Source organism: Pseudomonas moorei, assembly GCF_008801475.1.
Classification (GTDB): domain Bacteria; phylum Pseudomonadota; class Gammaproteobacteria; order Pseudomonadales; family Pseudomonadaceae; genus Aquipseudomonas; species Aquipseudomonas moorei.
In genome coordinates this window covers 174,199-187,146 of record NZ_VZPP01000005.1, presented here as the reverse complement: position 1 = coordinate 187,146, position 12,948 = coordinate 174,199, and the positions used below count along the sequence as shown (strand labels likewise).

Genomic DNA, 12,948 nt, shown 5'->3' with positions numbered 1-12,948 from the left:
GTTTATTCCTTGTGGTAAGCCGTGACGCGTGCAACTTCTTCTTTCGAGCCGAGGAACACCGCAACACGCTGGTGCAGGCCGTCAGGCTTGATGTCGAGGATGCGCTGGTGGCCGTCGGTGGACGCGCCGCCCGCCTGTTCCACCAGGAACGACATCGGGTTGGCTTCGTACATCAGGCGCAGTTTGCCCGGCTTCGATGGCTCGCGGCTGTCGCGCGGGTACATGAACAGACCGCCACGTGTCAGGATGCGGTGCACGTCCGCCACCATCGCCGCGACCCAGCGCATGTTGTAGTTCTTTTTCAGCGGACCTTCTTCGCCTGCCAGCAACTCGCTGACGTAGCGTTGCACCGGGGCTTCCCAGTGACGCTGATTGGACATGTTGATGGCGAATTCCTGGGTGGTTTCAGGAATGGTGATGTCTTCGTGGGTCAGCACGAAGCTGCCCATTTCGCGGTCCAGGGTGAAGCCTTTGACGCCGTCGCCCAGGGTCAGGACCAGCATGGTCTGCGGACCGTAGATGGCATAACCGGCGGCCACTTGCTGGGTGCCTGGCTGCAGGAAGGCCTTTTCATTCAAGGCTTCGTTCTGGCTCAGGTATTCGCTCGGGCAACGCAGCACCGAGAAGATGGTACCGACCGGCGCGTTGATGTCGATGTTCGACGAACCGTCCAGCGGGTCGAATACCAGCAGGTAGGCGCCTTTCGGGTATTTGCCCGGGATCTGGTAGGCGTTGTCCATTTCTTCGGACGCCATGCCGGCCAGGTGACCGCCCCATTCGTTGGCTTCGAGCAGGATCTCGTTGGACAGAACGTCGAGCTTCTTCTGCACTTCGCCCTGGACGTTTTCGGTGCCCATGCTGCCCAGTACGCCACCCAGGGCGCCTTTGGAAACGGCGTGGCTGATCTCCTTGCAGGCACGCGCCACCACTTCGATCAGGAAGCGCAGATCGGCAGGAGTGTTGTTGCTGCGGGTCTGCTCAATCAAATAGCGACTCAAGGTAACGCGGGACATGGAAGGCTCCGGAGGAATGGGGGGCTAAAAACCCGCGCAGTTTAACGCGAGTCGGGGCGCATTTCCTCCTATCAGACGTGATCGACCGAAGAGAGTTCATGCGCGGGGTTCAGCGTAGATGGAAATGGTCCGGGTGTGAGCCGAAAAGTAGCGGTTATCCCAGCCTTTCTGTCGACTGATCGACCGCTATCGCGGGCAAGCCCGCTCCCACAGGTACCGCGTTTTCCTTGTGGGAGCGAGCCTGCTCGCGATTGGATCCGAAGCACCCGACTTCATGGGTTGGCGGGCGGTTTGCGCAGCAGACTGAACGCCATCGCCGCCAGGAATACAACGCTCAGCAACAACACCGCCCACAGGCCAAATTTTTTCCAGTCAGTGCCCGACGTGGCCTGCACGGACGAAGCCACCGGCGCAATGGTCGCCGCGCCATCGACCGAGGCCTTGCCCAGCGTCGCCAGTTTCGCTGCGCTGTAATCCGGAATCAGCGTGGCCAACGGCAGATTCGCTGCCTTCACCGCCGAATTTCCCAGCGCCAGCGTGTAAGGACCGGGCCCACGGGCCAGGAACACCAATTGCGTGGCGCGCACGGCGAATTTCAAGCCAGGCGCTTGTGCGCCCAAACCTCCGCCGCGCTCATCAACGGTCAGCTTCAATTGCTGCACGACTTGCCGTGGCAGCTGTAATTCGTTCTGCACCACGTCCTGACCATTCTGCGTCAGACGATAAAGCAAACCATTGCTCAACGGCTGCCACGGCAGGCTGCTGTCCCGCCGGCCAGACAAGGTCACCGGCGCCAGACTGTTGGGCTGGCTCAACTCGACCTGTATCCGCTCGACATTGAGCCCCATCGGCAATTGCCAGGTGTATTCGCCAGGCTTGACGCTGCTGCCGGCCAACACTTGCGACCAGACCAACGGCAGCGGCAGGCTGCGAGTACTGGCGCTCTCCAGTTGCGCCGAGGTGAGGGTCGGAGCCGAATGCGGGGTATCCCACAACAGGCGCAAGTAGCGCGCAGGCTGTCCCGGCAGGCTGACTTCATGCTGTTCGACCTGCTCGTCCGCAAACGTCAGCCGCGCGACCTGCCCTTCGCCCCAGGGCTGCCAATGCTGCAAATCGTCGCTGGCCTCGATACTGAATCGCTGAAAACCGTCACGCTCGCTGGTCCAGTCAAGGATCAACCGCTGCAACGGCGCCTTGATGGCGCTGGCGTCGAGCAGCCAGCCACGCAATTCTTCTTCGCCGGCCTCCAGCTGACTGGAGGGCTGCACCTGGACCAGCGTGCCATTGGCGCTCGACTGCACCCGCACGCTCGGCGCATGTTCGGTGGCGTCCATCCGGTTATACAGCGGGAACCATTTCACCTCGGTGAGCACGCGGTCTTGCGCGGTTTGTGCGGTTTCCCGAGCCAGCGCGTAGGCCTGCACATCGCCTGCGGCATTGAACACGCGCACATCGCTCAAGTCAGCCTGCCGGGCATTCAGTTGCACAGCCAAGGGCAGCTCAAGGCGATACCACGGACCGTTGCCACTGACGGACAACGGCACCTGCGTCGCGAAATCCGCCGGTTTGTCCTGGGCGCCAGCCATCATCGCCACGCCCATCGCCATTGCGCCCAACCAACCCAGGTTCAACTTTTGCCTCAAGACGACACTCCTTCGGATTCCGGGACCGGTTTTTCAGGACCCGCCACAGGCTCGGCGCGCTTGGGTGGCAACGGGGCGAAATAGCCCACCACCAGCAGCAAAACGCCAACGCCGATGAACGAGACGATCCGCGCCAGCCCGCCGCGGTTACTCAACTCAACAAAGAACAGCTTGGCCACCACCACACCGATCAGCGCTGCACCGATCAGCCAGACTTCGCGGCGACCGCGCAAATGGCCGCCGATCATCAGACCCAGAGCCATCAGGGTCCAGACGATCGACAGCCCGGCCTGCACCAACATGGATTCGAGCAATGCATCCAGCTCGAATGGCACGCCGCCCCAATGGTGCGCCGCGCGCATCACCAACGCCGTGAAGAACGCAAACAGCGAAACCCCGACGACCCGTTGCGAAACAAGGGTCGCGTAACCCTGGTGGAGCGCCAGTTGTGCCACCGCGCTGCGCGACCAGACGTAGACGCCGAACAACGCAAACAACAGCCCCAGCTCCAGCGGGTTGATCAGCGGCACATAGGGCAGCGGCTCGGCGCTGCCGTCGCTGATGATATTGGCCAGCCAGAACCAGACCAGCATCAGCCCTGCCAGCGGCGCGGCGGCGTACACGCGGTACTCGCGAGGGTAAGCCGACACCGGCCACGGCCATGGGCGCGGGGACGCCATCAAGACCAGATACAGGCTCGGCAGCATCGCCCAGCCCAGCCAACGCCAGGCGTTGTACTGCTCGGACATCAGCAGCAGACCGTAACGCAGCTCCAGGGCCAGCACGCCGATCAACAGCCAGCAGCCGAGCACATGGGCGGCACTTGCAGCCTGCGCTGGCAGCAGGGCCGCCAAACGTCGCAGGGAGATGAAATGCACGGCGAACACCGCCGCCCACACCAGCCATCCGAAGTTGGCCGCCGGGTGATAACGCGCGTGCCAGGCGGCGAGCAACACCAGCCCGGCCGCCGGAATCAGCAAGGTACAGAGCACCCCGAGCGATGGCCATTTCAAGCGCAGCGCCAGCACCGTCCACAGCGCCACGCTCACGGCCGCGACAGCCAGCAGCAAGGTCGCTTGCAGATTCAGCGGTGCAAAGCGCAGCACTTCACAGGCCCAAGCCAGCGCCCACCAGGCCGCGCCCCACGCCAGCCACGCTGGAGACAATCGCTGCCGGATCAGCCCATCAAGCGCCATGGCAGGATTGCCCACTTGCATGCGCCAGGCCCCGACCAACGCCGCCACCCCCAGCAACAATGGCGCCCAGAATCCACCATGGGCCAGGGGTCGCAGCGTTTCAGCGGTCAACGGCCACGCGGTGAGAAACATCGCACCCGCCAACAATTGCACGGCCAGTGCAGTGAACAACATTGTCCGCGATGACACATGCAGGCCGACCAACAACGTCAGCAACCCGGCCAGGGCCCAACTGATTACGGTGCCATGGGCAAAGAAAAACAGCGGTGCCAGCAGAAAGAGAAACGCCAGCCCAAGGCAGCCCAGCACGGGCATGCCCTGGCGCTCCCAAGCCCTGGTTTGCGCCGGCATGGCTTTGCGCAATTGATTGAAACTGAACAGCAATGCCACGCCCAGCAGCAGTGCGCCCAACGGTGCGCCGTCAAGCAGACTGCGCTCGCCGTCACGCAACTCGCTGAGGAAAGCCAGCGCCGACCCCAGCTGCAGCAACAGGGCAAAGGCCCGGGCCAGCGGCCGTTGCTGACGCAAGCCAAGCCAGAAAATCCCCGCGCCTTCCACGGCCCATGCGGCGGTCGTCCAGCGCGCATCCAGCCCCAGCGGTATCGCCAGACTGGTAAAGATCACCCCCAGGGCCAGGCAGGTTTCTCCCAGCAACATGGCGCGTCCGCCCATCAGCAGACGCGCCAACCCCATGTAGAGGATGCCCAGCGCCAAGGCGCTGTAAGCGGCGGCGAACTCCAGATGCTGCACCAGCGCGAACTGCAAACCAAAACCCACCAGCGGCGGGCCGAACAGCAAGGTGCCGTCAACGTAGTCACCCTTGCGCGACGACCAGTGCAACAGCGCATCGCGATCGCCATCCTGCGGCGCATCGTTCATCTGCAGCAGTTTGCGTCGGGCGAACAGCAGCCCGATGGCCAGGTACATGAGGAAAAACAGGATCAAGAACGGCTCGGTGCTCCACAGCAGTTCCGGCGTGTAAGAACGCAGGCCCCAGGCGAAACCGATGCCGAAGGTGCCGACAAAGCCAATGACGTTCAGCAGGCGCCAGGCCTTGAACCAGGCGATGGCGAAAATGCCGGCATTGAGCAAGGCGAAGTAGCTGAACAGCGCGACATGACTACCGGTGCCGGTGGAGGCCAGGATCGGCGCGGCGAACCCGCCCAGTGCCGCAACGGCAGCCAGCCCGAGGGCATCCTGGGTGATGGCGAGAATGGCCGAGAACACGGTGATTGCCACCAGAATGCCAAACGCTGCCGAGGGATCGAGCAATGGATGCAGGCGCATCGCGGCAAACACCGTCAGGTACAACACCGCGACCCCGGTACCCTGCACGATCAAGGCGTAACCGGTGTTGCGCTTTCTCAGCCACCAACCCAGCCCGAGCAGCCCCAGTGCCGCCGCTGCAACGCCGGCGTAGCGCAACTCGATCGGCACCACCACGCCTTCGGTGGCGTAACGCAGCAAAAAGGCCAGGCCAAGGAACAACAACACCACCCCGACCCGCAACACAGTGTTGCCACCCAACAGCCACGCGCGGGCGCGGGCAATAGCGCTGTCGATGAAGTTCGGGCCACGCGGGGTGACGGGCTGCCGTGGTTCACGTGCAAGCGTTTCGGGCTTCCAGGCATCTACGGGTTGCGCATGGCCGATTTCACTGGCCGCAGCAGGGATCGGTTCGAGTTCAGGCGGGAGTTCCCAGATCAGCTCCGGGGTGGCGGCAGGACTCTGATCCAGCAGGGTCTCAGGGGCAATAACGGGTTCACTGGCCATCGTCTGGCTGGCTTCGGGCGCTTTGACACCAGACACCTCCAGCACCGCCAACCGTTGTTCGACTGCTTGCAGGGCCGTCCGTGCCTGCTCCAGCAGGCGCTTGTGCTCTTGCGCCTCGGAGCTCAGATGGGCGACGCGAATGGCCTGGCCGATACCCAGTCCGAGTAATGCGCCCAGCAGCGCCTCGCTGAATGACTCATCGAGTAGCCAGCCGAGTACCAGTCCGATCAGCATGAACATCCATTGCATGGTCCATATCCTTGAGCCCGATCCCTGAAAGACTAGCCTACTGGCCAGCCCCAAAAAATCGCAGCCTTCGGCGGCGCCTACAGGACGATGTATTCATCTGCAGGAGCCGCCGAAGGCTGCGATCTTTTCCGAAGCGCCAGTATATCGAGCCGGACGAACAGTTACTCCAGTGCTTTCCAGATATCCGTCGCGTACTCACGGATGGTCCGGTCGGACGAAAACCAGCCCATCCGCGCCGTGTTCAGCACCGCGGAGCGCCACCACTCGTTCGAGTCATGCCAATGGGCTTCGACACGCATTTGCGCATTCCAGTAGGAGTCGAAATCGGCGCAGACCAGGAAGCGGTCGTAATCCACGAGCGAATCGATCAGTCCGGTGTAACGGGACGGATCATCCGGCGAGAACACCCCGCCACGAATGGCTTGCAGCACGTCGCTGAGCCGATGGGAGGCGGCGATGTCCGGCACTGCGCTGAACTCGTGGTTCTGCTTGCGCGCTTCGACCTGCTGGGCACTGAGGCCGAAGATAAACATGTGTTCGGCACCGATGCGTTCGCACATCTCAACGTTGGCGCCGTCCAGCGTACCGATGGTCAATGCGCCATTCAGGCCGAATTTCATGTTGCTGGTGCCCGAGGCTTCGAAGCCGGCGGTGGAGATCTGCTCGGACAAATCCGCCGCCGGGATAATGCTCTCCGCCAGGCTGACGTTGTAATTGGGCAGGAACACCACTTTCAGTAACCCGCGCACGGTCGGGTCGTTGTTCACCACCCGGGCGATGTCGTTGGTCAGTTTGATGATTAGCTTGGCCTGGTGATAACTCGCCGCCGCCTTGCCGGCAAAGATTTTCACCCGAGGTACCCAATCGACCTCCGGCTCGGCGCGAATCGCCTGGTAGAGCGCCACGGTGTGCATCAGGTTGAGCAGTTGCCGCTTGTATTCGTGGATACGTTTGACCTGCACGTCGAACATGGCCGCCGGGTTGACCGCCACCCCCAGCCGTTCGTGAATGATGTAGGCCAGGGCTTTTTTGCTGTGCAGGCGTTGCTCGGCAAACGCCTTGCGGAACGCGGTCTTGTCGGCGAACGACTCCAGACCGAGCAAGCGATCTTCAGGGTTGTCCAGCAGCTCCGGGCCAAGGGCATCGACCAGCATCGACGTCAGTTCGGAGTTGGCCTGATAGAGCCAGCGGCGGAAGGTGATGCCATTGGTCTTGTTGTTGATCCGGTCCGGGTAGAGCTTGTGCAGTTCGGAGAACACGGTTTTGCGCATCAGCTGCGTGTGCAGCCCGGACACGCCATTGACGCTGTGGGAACCGAGGAACGCCAGGTTACCCATGCGCACACGGCGGCCGTTGTCTTCTTCGATCAGCGATACCGCACGCAACACGTCGAAGTCGTGAATGCCTTTGGCGCGCAACGAATCGATGTGTTGGGCGTTGATCAGGTAAATGATCTGCATGTGCCGCGGCAGCATGCGTTCCATCAAGCCGACCGGCCAGGTTTCCAGCGCTTCGGGCAGCAGTGTGTGGTTGGTGTAGGAAAGCGTGTCGACCGTGACCTGCCAGGCGGCGTCCCACGCCACGTCGTAGACGTCGACCAATTGACGCATCAGCTCGGCCACGGCAATCGACGGGTGGGTGTCATTGAGCTGGATCGCCGCGTGATCGCCCAGGGTCAGCACCGAGGTATGCATGTTGCGATGGCGGCGCAGCAAATCCTGCAGGGACGCGGCAACGAAGAAGTATTCCTGGCGCAGGCGCAGTTCCTGGCCCGCTTCGGTGCTGTCCGCCGGGTAGAGCACGCGGGAGATACTTTCGGCCCGGGCCACTTCGGCGACTGCACCCAGGTGGTCACCGGCGTTGAAACGTTCCAGGTGCAGATCTTCCATGGCCCGGGCACGCCACAGTCGCAGCGTGTTCACGCTCGCCCCGCGCCAGCCGACCACCGGCGTGTCGTAGGCAATGGCCCGCACGGTTTCCGCCGGGTGCCAGACTTGCCTGGATTTTCCGCTTTCATCGGTGACCGTCTCGACGCTACCGCCGAAGCCTATCGGATACACCACTTCCGGCCGCTCAAACTCCCAGGGGTTGCCGAAATCCAGCCAGTGTTCGGTCTGTTCCTGCTGCCAGCCGTCGACAATGGCCTGACGGAACAAGCCATGCTCGTACCGAATGCCATAGCCATGACCGGCGATGCCCAGGGTCGACATACTTTCCATGAAGCACGCCGCCAAACGTCCGAGGCCGCCATTGCCGAGCGCCGCGTCGGGCTCCAGCAAGCGGATGCGTTCAAGGTCCACGCCCAGCTCGGTCAGCGCTTCACGCGCCACGTCCAGCAAACCGAGGTTGCTCAGGCTGTCATAGAGCAAGCGGCCGATGAGGAATTCCAGGGACAGGTAGTAAACGCGCTTCTGACCCTTGCGGTAGATCTGGCGCGTATGGTCCATCCAGTGCTCGACCATGTGATCACGCGCCGCCAGCGCAATGGCTTCGAACCAGTCATGGTCGAAAGCGTGATCCGGGTCTTTGCCCACCGCGTAGGTGAGTTTGGTCAAGACGGCGTCGCGGAATGCGGCCACCTCTGCTTCGCGAACAAGTGGTTCTTGAGTCATCGATAAGACCTCGAGCGAGCTTTGAGTTGTCTGAGCCTAGACGGTCTGACAGGCGGTAGAGGCTCTGGTTCGGCAGTTTTTCCTGTTAGTGCGACTTAGGTCGGTAATACGTTGTCGGTGTACCGGAATCAATGCAGGGGCCGTGCCGAATTTATGGCCAATCGGCCACCCAACGCAAAAAATCTGGCGAAAGGTTGTTCAAAAATCCACCAGTCCCGGTATGATCGCGCGCCCTGATGCATGCTGGTAACAACCAATGATGAAGCCGAACCTGATCGCCGCCGCGGAGATCGACCGACTCGATACCTGGGCCAAGTACTCTGCTCCGATGTGCGGTTCCTGCATATCCAGCTGCTGCACGCTGCCTGTCGAGGTCAAGATCAAGGATCTGATCCGTATCGGCATCGTCGACGAGTTCGAGCGCGGCGACCCGCCGAAGAACATCGCCAAGCGCCTGCAGAAGGAAGGGATCGTCGAGCGCTACAACCAGAAGTCCGAGATTTTCACCCTTCAGCGCATGAGCAACAACGATTGCCTGTACCTGGATCGTAAGAGCCGTCTGTGCACTATTTATGAAAAGCGCCCGGACACCTGCCGCAATCACCCGAAAATCGGCCCGCGGCCCGGGTATTGCGCGTACAAGCCCAAGGAAGTGGAGCGCGAGCGGAATTCGCGGAATATCGAGCGGTTCTGATTGCGCCTGACATTGGCGGTGGCTGATCGGCCGCCTTCGCTGGCAAGCCAGCGAAGAGGGCGGCACCAACACTGCACAAGCTCCAGACAAACCGCAGACAAACAAAAACGCCCCCGGCCTTTCGACCGGGGGCGTTTTCGTTGAGCCAGGCTAAATGTTATGCCTTGGCTTTCTTGGCAGCGCGGGTACGCTCGCTTTCGTCCAGGATCTTCTTGCGAAGACGGATGGACTTAGGCGTCACTTCACACAGCTCGTCGTCCTGGATGAATTCCAGAGCCTGTTCCAGGGTGAAGCGAACAGGTGGAACCAGAGCGATGGTTTCGTCTTTACCCGAAGCACGCATGTTGTCGAGCTTCTTGCCCTTGGTAGGGTTAACGCCCAGGTCGTTGTCACGGCTGTTCAGACCAACGATCTGACCGTTGTAGATTTCCTGACCGTGTTCAACGAACAGCTTGCCACGCGCCTGCAGGGTTTCCAGGGAGTAGGTCAGCGCCTTGCCGGTTTCAACCGAAACCAGAACGCCGTTCTGACGGCCGGACATGTCGCCGGACTTCATCACGTCGTAACGGTCGAAGATCGAAGTCAGGATGCCAGCACCGTTGGTCAGGGTCAGGAACTGGTTACGGAAACCGATCAGACCACGAGCAGGGATGTTGTATTCCAGACGTACACGGCCCTTGCCATCCGGCACCATGTTGGTCAGGTCGCCCTTACGCAGGCCCATCTCTTCCATCACCTTGCCCTGGGATTCTTCCGGCAGGTCGATGGTCACGTTTTCGTACGGTTCGTGCTTCACGCCGTCAACCAGACGGATGATCACTTCCGGACGACCTACAGCCATTTCGAAGCCTTCGCGACGCATGGTTTCGATCAGTACCGAGAGGTGCAGCTCACCACGGCCGGACACCTTGAACTTGTCAGCCGAGTCGCCTTCTTCAACGCGCAGTGCAACGTTGTACAGCAGCTCTTTGTCCAGACGTTCCTTGATGTTACGGGAAGTCACGAACTTGCCTTCTTTACCGCAGAAAGGCGAGTCGTTTACCTGGAAGGTCATGGAAACGGTTGGCTCGTCAACGGTCAGAGGCTTCATCGCTTCCGGGGTGTCGAGCTGGCATAGGGTGTCGGAGATGAACAACTCGTCCATACCGCTGATGCACACGATGTCGCCGGCAGCTGCTTCTTCAACGTCGACACGGTGCAGACCGTGGTGACCCATCAGCTTCAGGATACGACCGTTACGCTTCTTGCCGTCGGCGCTGATCGCCACGACCGGAGTGTTCGGCTTGACGCGACCACGAGCGATACGGCCAACACCGATAACACCCAGGAAGCTGTTGTAGTCCAGTGCGGAGATTTGCATCTGGAACGGACCGTCACGGTCAACGGCCGGCGCAGGTACGTTGTCGACGATCGACTGGTACAGCGGGGTCATGTCGTCGGCCATTTCGTTGTGGTCCAGACCGGCAATACCGTTCAGGGCCGAGGCGTAGACGACTTTGAAGTCCAGCTGTTCTTCGGTGGCACCCAGGTTGTCGAACAGGTCGAAGATCTGGTCCAGAACCCAGTCCGGACGCGCGCCTGGACGGTCAACCTTGTTGATGCACACGATTGGACGCAGGCCGGCTTCGAAAGCCTTCTTGGTCACGAAACGGGTTTGCGGCATAGGGCCGTCTTGAGCGTCAACCAGCAGCAGAACGGAGTCGACCATCGACATTACGCGTTCAACTTCGCCGCCGAAGTCGGCGTGGCCCGGGGTGTCCACGATGTTGATGTGGTAGCCGTTCCAGTTGATGGCGGTGTTTTTCGCCAGAATGGTAATACCGCGCTCTTTTTCCTGGTCGTTGGAGTCCATCACGCGCTCGTCGTTGAGCTCGTTGCGCTCCAGGGTGCCGGATTGACGCAGGAGTTTGTCTACCAGGGTGGTTTTACCATGGTCAACGTGGGCGATGATGGCGATGTTGCGTAGATTTTCGATCACTTGTGTATCTCGATCAGAGGATTCGGTGTGCTGACAGGTCGTGGCAGCGATTAACAGTAGCGTCCGTGAAAGCCGTTACAGCTTGACGGCGGCGTCGGGGGGCCGGTGACGCAAGCCACAGGCAAACAGCCCCGGGCACTTAGCTCGGTCGATAAACGCGCACATTGGCATGCCCCTCACTGAGCAAATGGTGGGCATGCAGGCGACTCATCACGCCTTTGTCGCAATACAACAGGTACTGGCGAGTAGGGTCCAGTTCCTTGAAACGAGCGTTCAGAGCATAAAACGGCATCGTTTGTACCTCGATACCAGCGAGTTCCAGCGGGTCATCCTCGGCCGCATCCGGGTGGCGGATGTCGATCACGATCTGACCGGCCAGCGCTTCGCTGACTTCTTCAATCTGTATGTCCTGGCCCAATTCATCGATCACGCGATCGATCGGCACCAGCTTGGCGTTCTCGAGCGCACGCTCAAGCACCGCCATGTCGAATTCTTTCTCTTCGTGCTCCACGCGATGACGCTTGGCCGCCGTCTTGGGGTTCACCGAAATGACCCCGCAGTACTCCGGCATGTGCCGGGCGAAGTCGGCGGTGCCGATTTCGTTGGCCAGGTCGATGATGTCCTGTTTGTGGCTGGCGATCAGCGGGCGCAGCACCAGCTTGTCGGTCACGCAGTCGATCACGGACAGGTTCGGCAGTGTCTGGCTCGAAACCTGGGAAATCGCCTCACCGGTGACCAGCGCATCAATGTGCAGGCGATCGGCGATTCGGGACGCAGCGCGCAACATCATACGCTTCAATACTACGCCCATATGACTGTTATCGACTTTGCCGAGAATTTCTCCGAGCACTTCCTCGAACGGCACACTGACAAATAACACGCGTTGGGAGCTGCCGTACTTCTTCCAGATGAAATGCGCGACTTCCATAACGCCCAATTCATGGGCCCTGCCGCCAAGGTTGAAGAAGCAGAAATGGGCCATCAGGCCACGGCGCATGATCTGGTAGGCAGCGACCGTGGAGTCGAAACCGCCGGACATCAGGACCAGCGTCTGCTCCAGTGCGCCCAGCGGATAACCGCCGATGCCATTGTGCTGGCTGTGGATCACGAACAACCGTTGGTCGCGAACTTCGATGCGGACTTCGATTTCCGGCTTTTTCAGGTCGATCCCGGCGGCACCGCACTGACGGCGCAACTGGCTGCCGACATATTTTTCGATGTCGATCGAGCTGAACGGGTGCTTGCCGGCGCGCTTGCAACGCACCGAGAAGATCTTCCCGGCCAGTGCATCACCGTAGTGCTGCTTGCACTTTTCGACGATGTCGTCGAAATCGCCCAGCGGGTACTCGTCGATCTGCAGGAAGTGCGCGATGCCCGGCATGCAGCTCAGGCGCTCGCCCATCTCCTTCAGGACCCTGGGGTCGCTGACACGGGTTTCCAGCTCGAGGTTGTCCCACACACCGTTCACCACCACAGCCGGGTCCAGATCGCGGAGCACGGCACGGATGTTCTTGGCCAATTGGCGGATGAAACGCATCCGTACCGGGCGGCTCTTGATGGTGATCTCGGGAAAGACTTTTACGATTAGTTTCATGAAAACAGCGCGCGCTGGGCCAGCCGAAAAAGGGGGGCGCGGATTATAGCGGAAATTGCTCAAGGTTTAACCAGTTAATGTGCAGAAGGTTTTGCACGCACCAAAACAGGTCACTTTGCGTCTTCGACGCCACATTAAGGGGCGTGAATTCAAGCTTTTATAGGCCCTGCACCTCTATAAGCGTGAAATTGGGGCG

At 60.8% G+C, this 12,948-nt stretch carries 7 protein-coding genes; 1 reads left to right on the top strand and 6 read right to left on the bottom strand.

What is annotated here, in order from left to right:
- Window positions 1–2: 2 nt before the first annotated feature.
- The 4 genes from F7R06_RS11105 to F7R06_RS11090 all read right to left on the bottom strand — a co-directional run bounded on the left by F7R06_RS11105 (window position 3) and on the right by F7R06_RS11090 (window position 8,486).
- Window positions 3–1,013, bottom strand: coding sequence for a class 1 fructose-bisphosphatase (locus F7R06_RS11105; RefSeq protein ID WP_090328087.1), 1,011 nt, complete (start codon window positions 1,011–1,013; stop codon window positions 3–5).
- A 272-nt stretch (window positions 1,014–1,285) separates the two neighbouring features.
- Complete coding sequence (locus tag F7R06_RS11100) at window positions 1,286–2,656, bottom strand: DUF3999 domain-containing protein (protein ID WP_090328084.1); 1,371 nt, start codon at window positions 2,654–2,656, stop codon at window positions 1,286–1,288.
- On the bottom strand, window positions 2,653–5,874 hold the full coding sequence (locus tag F7R06_RS11095) for a DUF2339 domain-containing protein (protein WP_090328082.1): 3,222 nt from the start codon (window positions 5,872–5,874) through the stop codon (window positions 2,653–2,655). Before F7R06_RS11095 ends, F7R06_RS11100 begins: the two co-directional genes overlap by 4 nt.
- Before the next feature lie 161 nt (window positions 5,875–6,035).
- On the bottom strand, window positions 6,036–8,486 hold the full coding sequence (locus F7R06_RS11090; RefSeq protein WP_090328079.1) for a glycogen/starch/alpha-glucan phosphorylase: 2,451 nt from the start codon (window positions 8,484–8,486) through the stop codon (window positions 6,036–6,038).
- A 256-nt stretch (window positions 8,487–8,742) separates the two neighbouring features.
- Here F7R06_RS11090 and F7R06_RS11085 point away from each other — a divergent pair, with 256 nt between their 5' ends.
- On the top strand, window positions 8,743–9,180 hold the full coding sequence (locus tag F7R06_RS11085; RefSeq protein WP_090328075.1) for a YkgJ family cysteine cluster protein: 438 nt from the start codon (window positions 8,743–8,745) through the stop codon (window positions 9,178–9,180).
- Between the two features lie 157 nt (window positions 9,181–9,337).
- On the opposite strand, the gene typA is transcribed toward F7R06_RS11085, so the two are convergent.
- Window positions 9,338–11,158: a translational GTPase TypA gene (typA, locus tag F7R06_RS11080; protein ID WP_040063516.1), complete on the bottom strand. Its 1,821-nt coding sequence runs from the start codon at window positions 11,156–11,158 to the stop codon at window positions 9,338–9,340.
- 139 nt (window positions 11,159–11,297) lie between these two features.
- Window positions 11,298–12,752, bottom strand: a complete 1,455-nt coding sequence (gene thiI, locus F7R06_RS11075) for a tRNA uracil 4-sulfurtransferase ThiI (protein WP_090328072.1) — start codon at window positions 12,750–12,752, stop codon at window positions 11,298–11,300.
- Window positions 12,753–12,948 lie beyond the last annotated feature (196 nt).

Bases quoted from the DNA above. Each gene is read 5' to 3' on its own strand.
- F7R06_RS11105 (WP_090328087.1), bottom strand. From the start codon at position 1,013: ATGTCCCGCGTTACCTTGAGTCGCTATTTGATTGAGCAGACCCGCAGC.
- F7R06_RS11085 (WP_090328075.1), top strand. From the start codon at position 8,743: ATGATGAAGCCGAACCTGATCGCCGCCGCGGAGATCGACCGACTCGAT.
- thiI (WP_090328072.1), bottom strand. From the start codon at position 12,752: ATGAAACTAATCGTAAAAGTCTTTCCCGAGATCACCATCAAGAGCCGC.
- F7R06_RS11095 (WP_090328082.1), bottom strand. From the start codon at position 5,874: ATGCAATGGATGTTCATGCTGATCGGACTGGTACTCGGCTGGCTACTC.
- F7R06_RS11090 (WP_090328079.1), bottom strand. From the start codon at position 8,486: ATGACTCAAGAACCACTTGTTCGCGAAGCAGAGGTGGCCGCATTCCGC.